This is a genomic window from Chromohalobacter canadensis (assembly GCF_034479555.1).
GTDB classification, from domain to species: domain Bacteria; phylum Pseudomonadota; class Gammaproteobacteria; order Pseudomonadales; family Halomonadaceae; genus Chromohalobacter; species Chromohalobacter canadensis.
This window is the reverse complement of record NZ_CP140151.1, coordinates 1032809-1050046: the sequence shown is the minus strand read 5'-3', so window position 1 is coordinate 1050046 and position 17238 is coordinate 1032809. Positions and strand designations below refer to the sequence as shown.

The following is a 17238-nucleotide window of genomic DNA, read 5'->3' as shown; positions in this document are numbered from 1 at the left end:
GCGTTGCAGCAAGGCAGACGTGAGGCCCGGCGTCGTGCCGGACCCTGCCATGTCATACGGTGGCGTTCAGGCCATGCTGTCGACGATGCCACCCTCCACGCGCAAGGGCGCGCCGGTGGTGGCGCTGGCTTGCGGTGACGCCGCGTAGACGCTCATATTGGCGACTTCCTCGGGAGTGGCGAGACGGCCGATGATCGAGCTGGGGCGGTTCTCCTTGACGAAACGCGCCTCCATTTCCTCCTGGGACACGCCTTCCTGCTCGGCCAGTTGGGCGATCATGTCGACCACGCCTTCGGAGCGCGTCGGCCCCGGCAGTACCGCGTTGACGGTCACGCCGGTCCCCGCCAGTACCTTGGCCAGACCGCGCGAAATCGACTGCACGGCGGACTTGGTCATGCCGTAGTGGACCATCTCGGAGGGGATGTTCAGCGCCGATTCGCTGGACAGGAACTGGATACGGCCCCAACCGCGTGACTTCATTCCCTGGGCGTAATGACGCGATAGCCGCACGCCGCTCATCACATTGACCTGAAAGAACTGCTCCCAGGTCTCGTCGTCGGTTTCGAAGAAATCCTGCGGCCCGAAGATCCCCACGTTGTTGATCAGAATATCGGTGTCCGGGCGTGCGTCGATCAGCGCCTGGCAGCCTTCGGCGCTGCCCAGATCGGCGGCGACGCCGGAGATATTGGCTCCCGAGACCGCGGCTTTTAGATCGCTCACTGCCGCGTCTACGCGTGTCTGGGTGCGTCCGGTCAAGGTGACTGCGGCACCGGCCTCGGCCAGCCCCTGGGCGATGGCGAAGCCGATGCCGGCGGTGGAACCGGTGACAATGGCGGACTTGCCGCTGAGATCGATCTGCATGGTGCGTCTCCTTGTAGCGCCTCGTGTGTCCGATGTGGCTCTTCGCGTCGTGATGACGCGACCATGAGCCTGCAAACAAGTTAGTCGGGGCGTAGACGCCAAATCTCAACCTCTTTTCATAATTCGTCGTCACATCGCTGAAAGACCCGGTGCCGCCCATCCTCGTATACTCAATGCCAACCTACCGTATTCGTTGACCCACCCAGGAGGACCGACACGATGTCCCAGTCACCGACCCGCGACGATTTCGACCGCTACATGGTGCCCAACTATTCCCCGCAGCGGACGATTCCGGTGCGCGGCGAGGGCAGCCGTCTGTGGGACCAGGACGGGCGTGAATACATCGATTTCGCCGGCGGGATCGCGGTCAACGCACTGGGGCATTGTCATCCTGCGCTGGTCTCGGCGCTCAAGACTCAGGCCGACAAGGTGTGGCACCTCTCCAATGTCTACACCAATGAACCGGCGCTGGCCTTGGCCAAGTCGCTCGTCGAGCGGTCCTTCGCCGACAAGGCGTATTTCTGTTCATCCGGTGGTGAGGCCAACGAGGCAGCCTTCAAGCTGGCCCGTCGCTGGGCGTACGACACGCACGGCGCGCAAAAGGACAAGATCATCTCTTTCCGCCAGTCGTTCCACGGCCGGACGTTGTTCACGGTTAGTGTCGGCGGGCAGCCCAAGTATTCCGAAGGCTTTGGGCCTATCCCTGGGCGTATCGAGCATGCCGTGTACAACGACCTCGACAGCGTACGCGCGCTGATCGACGACGAGACCTGTGCCGTGGTGGTCGAGCCTATGCAGGGCGAAGGCGGCGTAGTCCCCGCCGACCCTGACTTCCTGAGCGGCCTGCGCACGCTATGCGACGAGCATCAGGCGCTACTGGTGTTCGACGAAGTGCAATCGGGCGTGGGCCGCAGCGGGCATCTCTATGCGTACATGCACTACGGCGTGACGCCCGACATCCTGACCAGTGCCAAGGCACTGGGTGGCGGTTTCCCGGTTGGCGCCATGCTGACCACCGATCGTGTGGCACCATCGCTGGCGGTAGGCACTCATGGTTCCACTTATGGTGGCAACCCGTTGGCCTGCGCGGTGGCCCTGGCGGCGGTGGAAACCATTGATACCCCCGAGGTGCTGGAAGGCGTCATGCATCGCCATGCGTTGTTCAAGGAGCACCTCGAGGCGATCAACCGCGAGTACGGCATCTTCAAGGAAGTACGCGGCCTGGGGCTGTTGCTCGGGGCTGAAATGGCGCCGGCGTATGAAGGGCGTGCCAAGGAGATCCTGCCGCTGGCCATGGAAGAAGGGCTGATGGCGCTGGTCGCCGGCCCCAACGTGCTGCGCATGGCGCCGTCGCTGGTGATCTCCGACGCGGAAGTACGTGAAGGGATGGCCCGCCTGGAACGCGCCGTGGCGCGACTCGTGCAGGACGCATGAACCCGCAACCGAGAGACATTGCCATGCTTGTCGTTCGCCCCGTTCAACCCCGCGACTTGCCGGCACTGGAGCGCCTGGCGGGCAGTGCCACGCCGCGCCTGACCAATCTGCCGGCGCATCGCGACCGCCTTGAGGAGCGTATCGCGCGCTCGACGCGGGCCCTGGCGCGCGAGGTCGATTTTCCCGACGACGAGGCCTATACCTTCGTGCTCGAGGATCTCGAGCTTGGCGAGGTAGTGGGGACCGCCAGCATTCGTGCCCAGGCGGGCGCCATGGATGCGTATTACACCTATCGTCAGGAAACCCTGATCCACGCCTCGCAGCAGCTCAACGTGCGCCGCGAGGTGCAGACTCTGTCGCTGTCGCACGAGACCTCGGAGACCACGCTGCTGTGCGCGCTGTCGCTGGACGCCCGTTACAAAGGCACCAGCGCCGAGAGCCTGTTGCGGCGCGCGCGGTTGATGTTCATCGCGCAGTATCCGGAGCGCTTCGCATCGATTCTGGCGGTGGCCTTCCCGGGCTATCTCGATGCCGAGGGCGAGTCGCCGTTCTGGAACAGCGTCGGGCGGCACTTCTTCGCGCGTGGATTTCAGGAGATCAACCTGCTGGCCGGGGTACGCTCGAAGAGCTTCATCGCCGAGGTGATGCCGCAATTCCCGCTCTATCTGCCCTTGCTCACGCCTCAGGCGCGTGCCGCCATCGGCCGCGAGCATCCCGATCACGAGGGAGCCCTCGAAGAGATGCTCGGCGAAGGCTTCGTGCGCTCACGGCATGTGGATATCTTCGATGGCGGACCGGTGGTGCGTGGCGAGCGCGACCGTCTGCAGAGCGTGTCCCAAGCCAGTTGGCATCCGGTGCGCTTGCGTCCTGGCAACGTGCTGCCGGATGCCGAACCGGCGTTGATTGCCAATCAGCAGCTAGGCGGCTTTCGCTGCCTGGTGGCGCGCTATGCGCTGTCGCCCACTGGGCAGTTGATGCTCACGCCTGAACATGCCGAGTTGCTGGGGGTCGAGGAAGGTCGCGCGGTCCTGGCTGCGCCATTGGCGTTGCCCACCGTCCTGGATGAGTTCGACGAGGGAGAAACCTGATGCGCATTCGGCCCATCGAACGCCGTGACATCGGCGATCTGCAAGCCCTGGCTTGGCAGACCGGCGTGGGGTTCACCTCGCTGCCCGACAATCGCGACTTCCTCGCCGCCAAGATCGAACATGCGGTCAGTGCCTTCGAGGAACGCAGCGCCATCGACGATCGGCTGTATTTCTTCGTGCTCGAAGACGATACCAATGGCGAATTGGCTGGATGCTGCGCCATCGAGGCCCAGGTCGGCCGTGAAGTGCCGTTCTACAACTATCGCCTGGGCACGCTGGCGCATTCGTCGGTGCAGCTCGACCTGCACCGCACCATCGATACGCTGTTTCTCAGCTCCGATCATACCGGCGACGCCGAAGTCTGCTCGCTGTATCTGCGCCCCGAATACCGGTGCGATCGTAACGGCGCCTTGCTGTCCAAGGCGCGCTGGTTGTTCATCGCCGAGTTTCGCGATCGCTTCCCCGACAAGGTGCTCGCCGAGATGCGCGGGCGCTTCGACGAGAACGGAACCAGTGCGTTCTGGGAGTGCCTGGGCAGCCACTTCTTTCCCATGAATTTCAACGAAGCCGACCGTCTCACCGGCCTCGGGCAGAAGAGCTTCATCGGCGAGCTGATGCCCAAGTTCCCGATCTACACGCCGTTTCTTTCCGAAGAAGCGCGGGCCTGCATCGGCGCCGTTCACGAGCACACCCGCCCGGCGCTGGAAATGCTCAAGAAGGAAGGGCTGCGCTGGGAAGGCTACATCGACATCTTCGATGGCGGCCCCACGGTGGAGGCCTATATCGACGATGTACGCGCGGTACGCGACTCGGCTTCCTATCCCGTAGAGATCGTGGACGAGGCCGCCAGCGTTGAACGCCCGACCTGGTTGGTGGCGACGAGTAGTATTAGCGACTTCCGGGCCGCCTGGATCGGCCGCGGGCCCAGCGCAGACGGCGTGCTCACATTGACCGTGGATGAAGCCCGGCGTCTCGGCATCGCTGCGGGTGACCGCTTGCGCCTGCTCGAGACGTAACTCGGCTGCGCCGGGCGTGAGAAGTCATAAGCTGTCAGCGACGGGCATCGGGCTTCGGGAAAAGGATGGCGAACTTTCAGCGTGGCCGAATACTGTTTTTCGTAGCTCGTAGCTCGTAGCTCGTAGCTCGTAGCTTACAAATGAATCAGGAGCGAACTATGCACGCCAAGCAGCAATTGCTGATCGACGGCGCTTGGGTCGAGGGTGACGCAGCGCGTTTCGATAAGACTGACCCCGTCTCCGGCGAGACGCTATGGAGCGCCAGCGCGGCCAGTGCGGCCCAAGTCGAAGCGGCGGTAGCCAGTGCACGGCGGGCGTTCCCTGCCTGGGCGCGTCACAGCTTCGAGGAACGTCAGGCCGTGGTCGAGCGTTTCCGCGAGCGTCTGGAAGCCAATCGTGAGGCGCTGGCGACGAGCATTGCACATGAAACCGGAAAGCCGCTCTGGGAAGCGCGTACCGAGATCGGTGCGATGATCGGCAAGGTCGCCATCTCGATTACCGCTTATCACGAGCGCACCGGCGAACGTTCGCGGGATGTCGGTGGCAGTCGCGCGGTGCTGCGCCACCGCCCGCACGGCGTGCTGGCGGTGTACGGCCCTTACAACTTTCCCGGACACCTGCCCAACGGGCACATCGTCCCGGCACTGCTGGCCGGCAACGCGGTGGTCTTCAAGCCCAGCGAGCAGACGCCGATGACCGCCGATCTGACGCTGCAATGCTGGCTCGAAGCGGGCCTGCCCGCTGGCGTGATCAATCTGGTGCAGGGCGCGGCCGAGGTCGGCCAGACGCTGGCCGGAAGCGCCGACATCGACGGTCTGCTGTTCACCGGCAGTGCCAAGGTCGGCGGGCTTCTGCATCGCCAGTTCGGCGGTCAGGTCGACAAGATCCTGGCGTTGGAACTGGGCGGCAACAATCCGCTGGTGGTCAAGGACGTGCCGGACCAGGAGGCGGCAGTATTGTCGATCTTGCAGTCGGCGTTCGCCTCCGGCGGCCAGCGTTGCACCTGTGCGCGTCGCTTGATCGTGCCTCACGGCGCGGCGGGCGATGCGCTGCTCGACGCCTTGGTGCGTGCCATTGGTGCGCTGCGCGTGGCGGGGCCGTTCAGCGAGCCTGCGCCGTTTTATGCCGGGTTGGCCAGTGTCGAGGCAGCGGATGGCCTGCTGGCCGCCCAGGATGATTTCGTCGCACGCGGCGGCCGGGTATTGAGCAGCATGCGCCGCCTGGAAGAGGGCACCAGCCTGTTATCCCCGGGGCTGATCGACGTCACCGGCTGCGAGGTGCCCGACGAGGAGCACTTCGGGCCGTTGCTCAAGGTACATCGTTACCATGATTGGGACGAAGCCATCGCCCTGGCCAACGATACCCGTTATGGCCTGTCTGCGGGCTTGATCGGCGGTGAGCAGGCCGACTGGGACGACTTCCTGCTGCGTATCCGTGCTGGCATCGTCAACTGGAACCGCCAGACCACCGGCGCCTCCAGCGACGCGCCCTTCGGCGGCATCGGCGACAGCGGCAACCACCGTCCCAGCGCCTATTATGCCGCCGATTACTGCGCCTATCCGGTAGCTTCGATGGAGACCGAAACGCTCAGTCTCCCCGATACTCTGCCGCCGGGGGTGGTGCTATGAGCGAGGAAGTACGCGAGGTCAATTTCGACGGCCTGGTGGGGCCGACCCACAACTATGCCGGGCTGGCGCATGGCAACGTGGCCTCGATGCGCCACGGTGGGCTGACCGCCAATCCGCGTGAGGCGGCGTTGCAAGGGCTCGACAAGATGAAGTCGTTGATGGAGGCCGGCTACGCGCAGGGCGTGTTGCCGCCTCAGCAGCGCCCCGATTTGGGCGCGCTGCGCGATCTCGGCTTCACCGGTGACGATGCCAGCGTGTTGGCGCGAGCGGCGCAGGAGGCACCGCAGCTGCTGCGTGCGGTGTGCTCGGCCTCATCGATGTGGACCGCCAACGCGGCGACCGTGACACCGAGTGCGGATGCCTCGGATGGCCGCGTTCATTTCACCGCCGCGAACCTGCAATCCAGCTTTCATCGCTATCTCGAACCGCGCACTACCGCGCGCGTGCTGGCGGCGATGTTCCACGACCCAGCGCACTTCGCTCATCATCCGGTATTGCCGGCGACGCCCGCCTTCTCCGACGAGGGTGCGGCCAATCACACCCGGCTGTGCGCTGGGTCTGGAGATAATGGTCATGGCGAGCCTGGCGTGCATCTGTTCGTCTACGGGCGCCAGGCGTTCGGTGGCCAACACGGCCCCACGCGTTATCCCGCACGCCAGACGCTGGAGGCCAGTCAAGCGATTGCTCGGCAGCATGGCTTGAGCGACGCACAGACCGTGTTCGCTCAGCAAAACCCCGACGCCATCGACGCCGGTGTCTTCCATAACGACGTCATCGCCGTCGGCAACGGCCCGGTGCTGCTCTATCACGACATGGCGTTTCGGGATGAGGAGGCCACGCTGGAGGCGCTGCGCGCCCGGATGTCGACGCCACTGATCCCGGTGCGGGTACCGAGCGAGGCGGTCAGCCTCGAGGATGCGGTGTCGACGTATCTATTCAACTCGCAGTTACTCTCCAACCCCGACGGCAGCATGACACTGGTCGTGCCCGGCGAGTGTCAGGAGAACGAAACCGTGTGGCGCACGATTCAGGACCTGCTGCTGGCGGGGTACAACCCGATCAGCGAGGTACTGGTCAAGGACGTCAAGCAGAGCATGCGCAACGGCGGTGGTCCGGCGTGCCTTCGCCTGCGGGTCGCGCTCTCGTCAGCCGAACGTCAGGCGCTGGGTGGCCGCGTATTGCTCGACGAAGCCCTGCATGGCGACCTGACGGCCTGGGTCGAGCGGCATTATCGTGATCGACTAGCGCCCGAGGATCTCGCCGACCCGCAACTCGCCCAGGAATCGCTGACCGCCCTTGACGAACTGACGCAGCTACTGGGTATCGGCGCGGTATATCCGTTTCAGTTGGGAGGAGGCTAGGCGTAACGGGGGAAATTTTTATTAGTGGGAGCGAATTTATTCGCGATTGAGAGTAACTGAGTTCAATCGGGAACAAGTTCCCTCCCACTGAGGTGCTAGTGTGCTTTTAGCGCCGCATATTGATACGCATGGAGATGTATCGTAATCCGCGCACGCGTCGTGACCGTCATGAGTCGGCGGCTGGATGTCTCCACGGCCTGAGTCAGCTACTGCTAGCAGCGCCGCCGACCATGCCGTTGCGCAGGTCAGTTCCATCCTGGCGGTTCTTGACGTGCTGGCTCACGACATCTTCCGGTGAGCCGGCCATTTCTCGGAACATGCCCATGGAGCCCAGCAAGGCGGAAGATTCGTAAGGCACGAACACGCGTTCACCTTCCTGGGCCATGGTGGGTAGCGCCTTGATGTAGCTCTGGCCGAGCAGATAGCCCACGACGGTACGCTTGTCGTCCTCACTGTCGCCGATGGCATTGAGCACCAGTTTTATGGACTCCTGTTCGCCCTCGGCACGCAGAATGGCGGATTGCTTGTCGCCTTCGGCATTGAGGATCGATGACTCACGCTGGCCCTGGGCCATTGCGATGGCGGCGGATTTCTCGCCCTCGGCTTCGGTTACCGTCGCGCGCCGCTTACGCTCGGCCGCCATCTGTAGACGCATGGCACCCTCGACTTCCTCGGGCATGGCGATGTCCTGCACCTCGACGCGAGAGATCTTGACGCCCCACTTGGAAGCGGGTTCTTCCATGGCGGATTGGATCGCGTTGTTGACCTCGGCACGAGATTCGAAAAGCTTGTCCAGCTCCATCTTGCCCACTACCGAACGCAGCGTGGTCTTGGCCAGGACCTCGACGGCTTGACTCATGTTGGCGACTTCATAGACAGCGCGCTTGGGGTCGATGATCTGGTAGTAGAGGGCGCCGTTGATGGTGACCGTCACGTTATCGGTGGTCACCACCGGCTGACCGGGAAAATCCATCACCGTCTCGCGGCGATCGATGCGGGTCTCGTCGGTGGCGATCGGGTAGTACTCTTCACCCTGTTTGCGGTAGCGGATCATGCTGATGGCGCGGGGCTGCTCGATGAACGGAATGATGATGTTGATGCCGCTCTCGAGAAGCCGGTTGAACGAGCCCAATCGCTCGATCACCATCACCTCGGACTGTCGAACGATCACCAGCCCTTTGACGATGATCACAATGCCGATTGCAACGACGATCAGGCTGAGAATTAGCCCCGGTGTTAGAAATGAATCCATGCTTACTGCTCCTGTGGCGATGCTAGCGTGACGATGGCGGTGGTGCCATCGAAGCGCTGGAAAACGACTCGGCTGTTTAAAGACAGTTCGGTCGTGTTGGACTCGGCAACTCTCAATCGATAAAAATCGCCGTTGATCTTGATGCCGGTCGCGCCATCGAAATCGCGCTTGAGCGTATGATATTCATTGCCTTTCTCGACGCCCGTGCCGGTCGTTCCGTAGGCGACGCCATGGGGCGAGAACCAGGGGCGGATCACTTTGATGGTCAGTGGCAACAGCAGGCCGGCGAAGACGCCCAGCCCCAGCAGTTGCCAAGCGAGGCTGACACCGAGCCAGGCCAAGAGTGCCGTCAGCGCCGCCGCGACGGCCAGGGCGAGCAGCACTAGTGCGCCTGAGGTTAGCTCCGCAAGGCCCAAAAGCAGAGCGATGGCCAGCCAGGTGTAGGTAATGTTCCAGTCCAAGGGCATTCCTCGAGAACGGTAGTGAAATGAAGCCTTTAATGGGTAGAATCGTTCAGGAAGCTCGATGCCATATCGCCGCTTGTGACAAGAAGGCATCGACGATCTGGTAGTTCAAGACTCCGACCTTTTTTCGAGCATGTCCTCGAGGCACTCCTCAAGAGGATGCAAGTGCTGGTCCATAACCTTGATAACCGTTAAAGGGTCGATGTTGCCCAGATAGTTATGCACCAGAATATTGCGGAAGCCGCTAATTTCTCGCCAAGGTATCTGTGGGTATTCCTGCTTTAAATCATCGGGCAGCATTTGTGTGGCTTCGGATAATGTCTGCAGGTTTCGCAGTGCTGCGTCGTACAGGATTTCGTCGCACGCAAGGTCACCGCGTGATTGGATACGCCGCAGCTTGGCAATGTTATCGAGGATATGCTGAGCATAGGATTGCCAAGGCTTGTTCATAGTTCTACCGCCTCGTTCAGTATCTGCTGGCGGAAATGACGGTTCAGTTCATGCTCGGGCACAAGGTCGACCCGGCGCCCGACCAAGGCCGCCAAGCGTTCCGCCAAAGGCAGGCGCTGGGTGAACAGATCGTATCCCGGCGGAAAGTCGACGAGAAAGTCGACATCACTTTCCGGCTTTTCCTGCTTGCGGGCGACCGACCCGAACACCCGGATTCGGCGAGCCCCGTACTGACGGGCCATGTTATCGATGGCTGCCTTCTGATGATGTAGGTCCTCAAGTAACATGGCGCCTCCTAAGGGCTAACTACCGTGTCCCGTATAATCGGTGCCTTTCTTCTTGCAGAGCAAGTATAGGCTGCTATAGACGCAAATTAGTCACAAGAGTAACGAGTCAACCCTCGCGCACCGTGACCAGTTTGGGCCGGCCGATCATTACCCCGGCGACGGTCTGCACGCTGAGCAGTCCCATCAGCAGCCACAGCGAGAGTCGCCAATCGCCGGTGACGCCGTGCAAGGCGCCGAATACCAGCGGGCCACCGGCGGCCATGAGGTAACCCAGGCTCTGAGCCATGCCGGAGAGCATGGCGGCGTGGTTGGCGCGCCGCGTGCGCATCACGATCATGGTCAACGCGAAACTGAAGCAGCCGCCTTGGCCGGCGCCGAGCAGGATCGCCCATAGCGTCGGCGACGCCGTGGGCGCTAGCCATAAGCCTACCAGTCCCAGCGCGATCAACGTGCAAAGTCCCAGTACCAGCAGGCTGTGGTGATGCAGCCGGGCGGCGAGGCGCGCGATCACGTAGCTGGCGGGAATGGTGGTCAAATTGATGATCGATAGCATGCCACCCGCGGCGGCGCTGGGAACCCCGGCGGCGGAGGCCACGGCGGGAACCCAGGTCTGCAAGGTGTAGAAGCCCAGCGACTGCATGCCCATGAACAGCGTCAGGGTCCAGGCGGTGCGGCTCTTGAACAGCCGCGTGATGCGTGTCGATTGGCCGTCGTCGCTCGCCTTGGGCCGCCGCCAAGCTAGCCATATCCAGAGTGCCGCCGTGGCCACGCCAATGCCCGCCCACATCAAGATGGGCACCGACCAGGAACCGCTGAGATTCATCAACGGCACGGCGGTCCCCGCGCCCAGGGTCGCGCCGATCCCCATTACCACGGTGTAGAGCCCCATGGTCTGACCGATGCGCTCGGGGCGGTCGCGTTTGACCAGGCTGGGCATGAAGACGTTGCCGAAGGCGATGCCCAGACCGGCGAAGAACGTCCCGAGGAGCATCACCGGCAGGCTTTCGATGCCACGCAGCAGCCCGCCGAGCGCGATGGCCGCGAGTGCCAGGGCGATGGCGCGGTCCAGCCCCAGGCGTGCGGCGACCCCGGGTGCCAGCGGCGAGAGCACGCCGAAGCACAAGATCATGCCGGTGGTGAACAGGCTGGCGACGCCGGCACCGATGGCCAGTGTCTGCATGATCGATTCCAGTACCGGTCCCACCACCACGATGGGGGCGCGCAAATTGATGGCCGCCAGCGCGAAGGCGACGAGCCATAATGCAGTGGGCAGGGGAGCGGCTGGGGAAGCGGAACGCGCGGACATGGACAAAGCCTTCCTCTCGAACGGGCGCGCTATCTTAGCATCTCGTTGAAAAGCTTGCCGTGCGTCGAAAGGTGCAAAGCCAGAGGGCGAGGCAGGTCACGCGCGGGCCGGCGCCTTGAGGCGCCGGCCCGGCGTAGGCTTTAGCGTTCAGGCGTTGGCTTCGTTCAACTGATGGAAAAATGTTCGCGTAGATGTGCGCGATAGGCGTCGGTATGGCCTTCGATGTCGGGTGCCTTGATGACGTCGTTGGCGATATAAGTCGGCATGGCGTCCAGGCCAATGAATTCCTGCGATTTATGGAACGGGAAGTAGACGCCGTCGACGCCCTGGCCCTCGAAGAAATTGCCGGGCTCGTCGAATGCCTCGACGGGCGCGTTCCAGGTCAGCGAGAGCATGTAACGCCGCCCCTGCAGCAACCCGCCGCTGCCGTACTGAAGGCTGGGGTCCTTGCGCGAGCGTCCGTCGCTGGCATAGAGCGATCCGTGGCCGGCGGTGAAGACTTCGTCGATATAGCGCTTGACCGTCCACGGTGTACCCATCCACCAGCCAGGCATCTGGTAGACGATGACATCGGCCCACAGGAATTTCTCGACTTCAGCGTCGGTATCGTAGCCGTCGTCGACACGGGTCTCGCGGATCTCGTGGCCCATTTCGGCGAGTTCGCCGCGTGCCACGTCGTGCAGGGTGTCGTTATAACGGCCGCCGGAATGCGCGAAGGCCTTGGCGCCGTTAATCAGCAGAATCTTCATGGTGTCGTTTCCACTTGGTGTACATGTGAATGCAAAAGGTGGGGCAGTCTGCAGAGTCGCGGCCTTGCGATAAAGGCGCCTAATTGCAAAACATTCTTGCGATAAACGCAAAAGATGTCACGCACATGTGACAGAGTGGTGGCATCAGAGGGTCAGGCGGTCGACGAAGAAGTCCAGGAAGGCATTGATGCGGCCGTGGAGTGCCGTATTGCGGTAGTAGACCGCTTGAATGGGTTCGTGGCGCTCGTGGGTGGCGTCGTCGAGAACTACCGTCAAACGCCCGGCCTGGCAGGCGCCGCGTGTCAGGAAATCCGCCAGGCAGGCGATGCCCACGTCAGCCTCGGCCATTTGCAGCAACGCTTCGCCGCTGCTCGAGGCGAGAGTGGGCTGGATGGTGCGGCCGTCGCCGATGGGCCAGCGGTTGAGCTGGGTCAGATGCGTGAAGCCCAGCAGCACGTGATGCGCCAGGTCCTCGACATGGCGCGGCGTGCCGTAGCGTTCCAGGTAGGCGGGACTCGCCACCAGGCGACGCCGGCTATGACCGAGCGGTCGAGCATGCAGGGTGGAGTCTTCCAGGCGTCCGATGCGAATGGCGACATCGGTGCGTTGCTCGATCAGGTCGATGTTGGTCTCGTGGGTGGTCAGTTCCAGGCGCACCTTGGGATAGGCGGCATGGAATTCGGCGAGGTGGGGCACGATCTGGTGCAGCAGAAACGGCGTGGCGGCGTCGACGCGCAGGCGTCCGGCCGGCTCGCGACGACGCACGGTGAGCGCTTCCTCGGCGGTTTCCAAGGTACCCAGCGCTTGGCGAGCCTGGGCGATGAACGCCTCGCCTTCCTCGGTGATGTCCAAGCGTCGCGTGGTGCGGTGCACGAGGGTCGTCTCGAGCCGCTTCTCCAGGCGCGAGACGGCCCGCGAGAGCCGCGCGGTGCTGGTGCTCAGACGCTCGGCGGCGGCGGTGAAGCCACCAGCATCGACCACGGCGAGTAGCGCTTCCAGATCGTCCCAGCGGCTTTTCATGATGCCTCGCGAGGTGCGGGGGTAATGGCGGGGACGATCATCCGTCGGTGCGGCGCGTTATAGCTTGGGCGCGTCGAAATCGGCCGGCTCATCGGTATACACGCAGACGTTGGCGTCTTCGACATCGCCATCCTCGGCTTCGACGTATTCGGCGAAGAAGGCTTGCACTTCGCGGCGCTGGCAGTGGGCTTCGAAGGAGGCGCGGTCGGCCCAGATCTCATGGAAAACGATGGGGTAGCTGGTGCCATCGGCGAACGGGTTGTCGATCTTACGGGTCACGGTGTACTGGATGCAGGCGTCTTCGCGATGGGCGTTGGGTTCGAGTGCCTGCAGCGCCTGGAAGACGCTTTCTTCCTTGCCGGGCTTGGGCTTGAACTGGGCAGTGCAATAGATCTTGCTGGACATGGGCGACCTCTTGAATGCATGCGAATGAACGCGAAGACGATACCATCTCGGTACCTGGTATCGGTAGCATCGGCTCATGTCTCGGGACGCCGGGCCGCTTGGCTTGCCGTCTAATCCAAAGGTGTATTGAGCGCGGCGACGGAATCGCTTATCAAGGAGACTCGAGCCACCGTCATGCGAGGTCGTCCCATGCGCGTCATGAAACCCGATACCCTGCGCCACGCGCTCATCGTCGCCTTGATGGGTTCCGCCACCTTGTTGGTCTCGGCGTTGAGCTACCAACTGCTGATCTGATGACGATGGCGCTCGGGCCACCGAGCGGTTACGCTCTATCGGAAAAATGCCTGCGCTCACCCATACGGCGTTAAAAATCGACTCAAAATGCTCATTTACCCTGTGTAAACTCCGCTTTTTCGCCAATTTTTGCCTTGTCTGGCCATCGCTCGCCGATTTTTCAGACAGAGCTTAGGGTCTGGGCATTGTCCCGGGAGCTTTCGTCATGTCGCTGTCTTCTCGCATGCCGCCTTCTCGCATGCCCCATTGCCGCTGGGCGGTGGCGGCGTTATTGATCTTGGCGCTGGTGTCGTGGCTTGGCGTCACGCACGACGTAGCGTTGTCCACGCTGGATGACGCTCTCGCCACGGCGTTCAAGAGCTTTGCCTTGGCCAAGGCGCTCAATGCGGCCATTTCGGTGATGCAGAGCGTCACTGCCGATGCCATGGTTTTCCAGGTACAGTTTGGCCAGGCGCTGGACCCCGCCAATGACCTCGTCGAGCGTTTTTCGTGGATCATGTTTGCCTCCACGGCCTCGCTGGCCATGCAGAAAGTCTTGATCCAGATGGCCAGTCACGCGGTCATCAAGGCGCTTTTCTCGTTAAGCTGCCTGTTGCTGGCGGTGTCGCTCGTCTGGGGGCGTGGTGTTTGGCGCGAATGGGCCCGTCGGGCGTTCTTGCTGATGGCGTTCCTACGTTTCGCGGTTCTCATCGCGGCGCTGGCCAGCACTTGGATGGGCGATGCGCTGATTGGCGACCAACGTGAGGGGCTTTATACGGCGTTGGACCAAGATCGCGCCGTGTTCCAGGACGTCGCCGAGACGCAGGCCGGCATTCGTGAAGAAGACGACGGCGTGTGGCAACAGCTCAAGGATAAATGGGAAAGTGCCGTGGGCCATCCGGTGCGCGACCTGCTGACACGTCTGGATAGCATGACCGAGAACGTGGTGGCCTTGTCGGCGGTGTTCATCGTCCAGACGATTCTATTCCCCCTCGGTTTTCTCTATTTGAGTTGGCGCCTGCTCGGCACGCTGACCGCCCCGTTGGCGGGGCGTTATCCCGTTGCTCGCGGCGCCTGATCGCACGTACAGCGTCATCAGTCTTAAAAGGACGATCCTGGCTGGCGTAAGAAGTCGCGTTCTTCCGGCGTCGATTCCCGGCCTAGAATCGCATTGCGATGCGGATACCGGCCGAAGCGCTCGATAATCGCCCAATGACGCTGCTCGAAGTCCAGATTGCGCTCCAGGCCCGGCTGATCGAAAAGCCGCAGGGCTTCCTGGTGAATCAGGGGCGACTCGCTGTGCATGTACGGCATGTAGACGAACGCTCGCTGTTCCGGCGGCAGTTCCTGGTCGCCCCCTTGAGCGACCAGATGCTGGGCGAGGCTCAGCGCTAGCGTGTCCTGAGCGAAGGCCAGGGCCTGATCGCGGTAGATATTGCGCGAGAACTGATCCAGCAGCAGTATTTCCGCCAAGGCGCCGCGACTACTTTGCCGCCAAGCATAAAGCTCGCAGCGACACGCTGCGCCGTACAGTGCCCCGAAGCGTTCGGCGAGCGCCTGGTCGAACGCCGGGTCCTTGCTGAACCACTGTTTGGGGCCCGCCTCCACGAACCAAAAATCCAGCACTTGCCTTGCCTGCTCAACATCTTGCGTCATGGCGCACCTCCGTTGATTGATGCGATTAACGTGTTGAATGGTGTTTGATGTGCGTGCGCTCGAGCTCGAGTAGCCAGGCCTTGCGCTCGATCCCGCCAGCATAGCCGGTGAGCGTACCATCACGCCCGATCACGCGGTGACAAGGCACGACGATGGGCAGCGGGTTGCGTCCGTTGGCGGCGCCGACCGCGCGCATCGCCTTGAGGTTGTCGATGTCTCGGGCGATCTCCGCGTAGCTGCGCGTCTCCCCGAACGGAATGCGTGACAATGCCGCCCATACGCGTTGCTGAAAGGGCGTGCCTTGCGGGTCGAGAGGCACGTCGAAGTCGTGCAATTCTCCCTTGAGGTAGGCGCTTAACTGCTCGCGGCAGGTCTCGGTGAGCGGCGAGGGCGCTGCCGGTGTCTCGGCACTGTCGACGAAGGCGATCTCGCGAATCCCGTGCTCGCTGGCGAGGATGCGTAGCGTGCCCAGCGGCGAGGTCGGTTCGGGCGTGACGTAATCGATGGCGTAGGCGGAAGATGCCATATCAGCGACTCCAGAGTTGCAGGGTGAGATAACTGCGCCACGGCGCGGCAAGATCCGGCTCGATCGCGTCCAGAGACGTCAGGGCCCTCTTGACGCCCAGGTCGCCGCCGAGCCAGATATCGGGATGGCTGGTGCCGCGCAAGGCGGCGTAATCGGCACTCCAGGAGCCGATGCCTTTGAGTGTGGTCCAGCAGCGAGGGTCGTCGTCGAGCCGCTGCTCGCATGCGGCGTGCGCCAGGCCACGCAGACAGTCGCGGCGCGCCTGGGGCATGCGCAGAAACGTGAGATCGCTGGCGGCGACCTGCGCAGCCGTGGGGAAGTGGCGCCCGCCCTCGGCGGTGGGTTCGCCGAGCGCCTCGACCAGACGAGTCGTATGCCCGCGCGCCGCCGAGATCGAGACCTGCTGGCCGAGAACCGCGCGAATACCGGCCTCAAAAGGACTCCACAGGCCGGGTAAGCGCAGGCCCTCGACGAGGGAAAACGTCTCCGGGAGCATCTTTTGCAGTTGGGCCTCGATCAGAGCCGTGTCGGCGTCCAGGTCGAGCACACGGCGGATGTTGCGTACCACCGGCGAGAGTGCCCCTAGGTCGTCGAGATTCAGCGTGACACGAAAACAATGCTGGTCGGGCATGTGCTCGGCCGTGAAGTGGCCGCGTGCCGCCCCCCACTGAATGTAACGACCGTAGCGATGCGCGTCTCCCCATTCCAGTGTGTCGATCCGCCGTACGGCGAGGAAGTCACGCAGCCATTCCCAGGCGTAAGGCGGGCGATAAGCCAGCGTCAGTGAGAGGTTCTCGCTGGGAAGCCGGGGCGTGCGCCGCAACTCGCGCGGTGCGTGTCCCACTTGGCGACGGAACGCATCGTTGAAGCGACGCAGGCTGGTGAAGCCGCTGGCGTAGGCGATATCGGCCACCGGCAGCGCGCTCTGGTGCAGCAACTGCTTGGCGAACAGGCACTGGCGATGCAGGGCGTAGGCCTTGGGCGAGACGCCCAGGTGCTGCTTGAAAAGCAGACGCAGGTAGCGCTCGCCGATGCCGAGGCGGTCGCACAGCGCGCCCAGCGAGGCTTGGCTCAGGGCGCCTTCATCGATCAGCCGCAAGGCGCGGCGTAGCGTGGTGTGATTGCCATGCCAGGCGGGCGATTCCGGGGCGCTGTCCGGGCGGCAGCGCAGACAAGGGCGAAACCCCGCCTGGGCGGCGCTTACAGCGCTGGGGAAATAACGCACATTGTCATCACGCGGCGGCCGGGCAGGGCAGATCGGGCGGCAGTAGATACCGGTCGTAGTCACGCCGACGAAGAAGCGCCCATCGAAGCGAGCATCCCGCGATAAACGGGCCACGCGGCAGCGGTCGGGATCGAGCAGCATGATGGGGATTCCTCGAAGCGGCAACGCTACCAGTGTAACGCGCTGACGGCACCGGACTCGCCGGATTCGGCAGTGATATACGCGGCGGCGGTCTCG

The 17238-nt window shown here is 63.1% G+C and carries 18 protein-coding genes; 6 read left to right on the top strand and 12 right to left on the bottom strand.

What is annotated here, in order from left to right; genetic code table 11:
- Positions 1-66 precede the first annotated feature (66 nt).
- Positions 67-861, bottom strand: coding sequence for an SDR family NAD(P)-dependent oxidoreductase (locus tag SR908_RS04990; protein ID WP_246919586.1), 795 nt, complete (start codon positions 859-861; stop codon positions 67-69).
- 219 nt (positions 862-1080) lie between these two features.
- Between SR908_RS04990 and SR908_RS04985 the strand changes: the two genes are divergently transcribed.
- The 5 genes from SR908_RS04985 (at position 1081) to astB (ending at position 7388) form a co-directional block, all read left to right on the top strand.
- Positions 1081-2295, top strand: coding sequence for an aspartate aminotransferase family protein (locus SR908_RS04985; protein WP_246919589.1), 1215 nt, complete (start codon positions 1081-1083; stop codon positions 2293-2295).
- Between the two features lie 23 nt (positions 2296-2318).
- On the top strand, positions 2319-3383 hold the full coding sequence (locus SR908_RS04980) for an arginine N-succinyltransferase (RefSeq protein WP_246919592.1): 1065 nt from the start codon (positions 2319-2321) through the stop codon (positions 3381-3383).
- Positions 3383-4399, top strand: a complete 1017-nt coding sequence (gene astA / locus SR908_RS04975) for an arginine N-succinyltransferase (RefSeq protein WP_246919595.1) — start codon at positions 3383-3385, stop codon at positions 4397-4399. Before SR908_RS04980 ends, astA begins: the two co-directional genes overlap by 1 nt.
- A gap of 158 nt (positions 4400-4557) precedes the next feature.
- Positions 4558-6027, top strand: coding sequence for a succinylglutamate-semialdehyde dehydrogenase (astD, locus tag SR908_RS04970; protein WP_246919599.1), 1470 nt, complete (start codon positions 4558-4560; stop codon positions 6025-6027).
- A complete protein-coding gene (gene astB / locus SR908_RS04965) occupies positions 6024-7388 on the top strand; it encodes an N-succinylarginine dihydrolase (protein ID WP_246919602.1) in 1365 nt (454 codons plus the stop codon). Before astD ends, astB begins: the two co-directional genes overlap by 4 nt.
- A gap of 202 nt (positions 7389-7590) precedes the next feature.
- Here astB and SR908_RS04960 read toward each other — a convergent pair whose 3' ends face one another.
- The 8 genes from SR908_RS04960 to SR908_RS04925 form a co-directional block, all read right to left on the bottom strand.
- The gene (locus SR908_RS04960) at positions 7591-8640 is read right to left on the bottom strand and encodes an SPFH domain-containing protein (RefSeq protein WP_246919605.1); all 1050 of its coding nucleotides are present in this window, start codon (positions 8638-8640) and stop codon (positions 7591-7593) included.
- Between the two features lie 2 nt (positions 8641-8642).
- Complete coding sequence (locus SR908_RS04955) at positions 8643-9101, bottom strand: nodulation efficiency, NfeD-like protein (protein WP_246919608.1); 459 nt, start codon at positions 9099-9101, stop codon at positions 8643-8645.
- Positions 9102-9212: 111 nt separating this feature from the next.
- A complete protein-coding gene (locus SR908_RS04950; protein ID WP_075368261.1) occupies positions 9213-9554 on the bottom strand; it encodes a HepT-like ribonuclease domain-containing protein in 342 nt (113 codons plus the stop codon).
- Positions 9551-9841 (bottom strand): nucleotidyltransferase family protein, encoded by a 291-nt coding sequence (locus tag SR908_RS04945; protein ID WP_075368260.1) that lies wholly within the window; start codon positions 9839-9841, stop codon positions 9551-9553. Before SR908_RS04945 ends, SR908_RS04950 begins: the two co-directional genes overlap by 4 nt.
- A gap of 106 nt (positions 9842-9947) precedes the next feature.
- Complete coding sequence (locus SR908_RS04940; protein ID WP_246919611.1) at positions 9948-11147, bottom strand: CynX/NimT family MFS transporter; 1200 nt, start codon at positions 11145-11147, stop codon at positions 9948-9950.
- Positions 11148-11311: 164 nt separating this feature from the next.
- Positions 11312-11896 carry an NAD(P)H-dependent oxidoreductase gene (locus tag SR908_RS04935; RefSeq protein ID WP_246919614.1) on the bottom strand — a complete coding sequence of 195 codons (585 nt, stop codon included), beginning with the start codon at positions 11894-11896 and terminating at the stop codon, positions 11312-11314.
- A 144-nt stretch (positions 11897-12040) separates the two neighbouring features.
- Positions 12041-12916, bottom strand: a complete 876-nt coding sequence (locus SR908_RS04930; protein WP_246919617.1) for a LysR substrate-binding domain-containing protein — start codon at positions 12914-12916, stop codon at positions 12041-12043.
- A gap of 57 nt (positions 12917-12973) precedes the next feature.
- Positions 12974-13321 carry a putative quinol monooxygenase gene (locus SR908_RS04925; protein WP_040242874.1) on the bottom strand — a complete coding sequence of 116 codons (348 nt, stop codon included), beginning with the start codon at positions 13319-13321 and terminating at the stop codon, positions 12974-12976.
- A gap of 499 nt (positions 13322-13820) precedes the next feature.
- Here SR908_RS04925 and SR908_RS04920 point away from each other — a divergent pair, with 499 nt between their 5' ends.
- A complete protein-coding gene (locus tag SR908_RS04920) occupies positions 13821-14672 on the top strand; it encodes a hypothetical protein (RefSeq protein WP_246919620.1) in 852 nt (283 codons plus the stop codon).
- Between the two features lie 23 nt (positions 14673-14695).
- Here SR908_RS04920 and SR908_RS04915 read toward each other — a convergent pair whose 3' ends face one another.
- Genes SR908_RS04915 through SR908_RS04905 form a run of 3 tightly spaced genes read right to left on the bottom strand, consistent with a single transcriptional unit; the run spans position 14696 to position 17142 of the window.
- Positions 14696-15250, bottom strand: coding sequence for a DUF924 family protein (locus tag SR908_RS04915; protein WP_246919623.1), 555 nt, complete (start codon positions 15248-15250; stop codon positions 14696-14698).
- Between the two features lie 25 nt (positions 15251-15275).
- On the bottom strand, positions 15276-15776 hold the full coding sequence (locus SR908_RS04910; RefSeq protein WP_281504713.1) for a methylated-DNA--[protein]-cysteine S-methyltransferase: 501 nt from the start codon (positions 15774-15776) through the stop codon (positions 15276-15278).
- A 1-nt stretch (position 15777) separates the two neighbouring features.
- The gene (locus tag SR908_RS04905; protein ID WP_322527387.1) at positions 15778-17142 is read right to left on the bottom strand and encodes a DNA-3-methyladenine glycosylase 2 family protein; all 1365 of its coding nucleotides are present in this window, start codon (positions 17140-17142) and stop codon (positions 15778-15780) included.
- Positions 17143-17238 lie beyond the last annotated feature (96 nt).

Excerpts from the sequence above, each read along its gene's own strand:
- astA (WP_246919595.1), top strand. The coding sequence starts at position 3,383 with ATGCGCATTCGGCCCATCGAACGCCGTGACATCGGCGATCTGCAAGCC.
- SR908_RS04950 (WP_075368261.1), bottom strand. The coding sequence starts at position 9,554 with ATGAACAAGCCTTGGCAATCCTATGCTCAGCATATCCTCGATAACATT.
- SR908_RS04990 (WP_246919586.1), bottom strand. The coding sequence starts at position 861 with ATGCAGATCGATCTCAGCGGCAAGTCCGCCATTGTCACCGGTTCCACC.
- SR908_RS04915 (WP_246919623.1), bottom strand. The coding sequence starts at position 15,250 with ATGACGCAAGATGTTGAGCAGGCAAGGCAAGTGCTGGATTTTTGGTTC.
- astD (WP_246919599.1), top strand. The coding sequence starts at position 4,558 with ATGCACGCCAAGCAGCAATTGCTGATCGACGGCGCTTGGGTCGAGGGT.
- SR908_RS04945 (WP_075368260.1), bottom strand. The coding sequence starts at position 9,841 with ATGTTACTTGAGGACCTACATCATCAGAAGGCAGCCATCGATAACATG.
- SR908_RS04905 (WP_322527387.1), bottom strand. The coding sequence starts at position 17,142 with ATGCTGCTCGATCCCGACCGCTGCCGCGTGGCCCGTTTATCGCGGGAT.
- SR908_RS04960 (WP_246919605.1), bottom strand. The coding sequence starts at position 8,640 with ATGGATTCATTTCTAACACCGGGGCTAATTCTCAGCCTGATCGTCGTT.
- SR908_RS04935 (WP_246919614.1), bottom strand. The coding sequence starts at position 11,896 with ATGAAGATTCTGCTGATTAACGGCGCCAAGGCCTTCGCGCATTCCGGC.
- SR908_RS04940 (WP_246919611.1), bottom strand. The coding sequence starts at position 11,147 with ATGTCCGCGCGTTCCGCTTCCCCAGCCGCTCCCCTGCCCACTGCATTA.
- SR908_RS04925 (WP_040242874.1), bottom strand. The coding sequence starts at position 13,321 with ATGTCCAGCAAGATCTATTGCACTGCCCAGTTCAAGCCCAAGCCCGGC.
- SR908_RS04920 (WP_246919620.1), top strand. The coding sequence starts at position 13,821 with ATGTCGCTGTCTTCTCGCATGCCGCCTTCTCGCATGCCCCATTGCCGC.
- SR908_RS04980 (WP_246919592.1), top strand. The coding sequence starts at position 2,319 with ATGCTTGTCGTTCGCCCCGTTCAACCCCGCGACTTGCCGGCACTGGAG.
- SR908_RS04910 (WP_281504713.1), bottom strand. The coding sequence starts at position 15,776 with ATGGCATCTTCCGCCTACGCCATCGATTACGTCACGCCCGAACCGACC.
- SR908_RS04985 (WP_246919589.1), top strand. The coding sequence starts at position 1,081 with ATGTCCCAGTCACCGACCCGCGACGATTTCGACCGCTACATGGTGCCC.
- astB (WP_246919602.1), top strand. The coding sequence starts at position 6,024 with ATGAGCGAGGAAGTACGCGAGGTCAATTTCGACGGCCTGGTGGGGCCG.
- SR908_RS04930 (WP_246919617.1), bottom strand. The coding sequence starts at position 12,916 with ATGAAAAGCCGCTGGGACGATCTGGAAGCGCTACTCGCCGTGGTCGAT.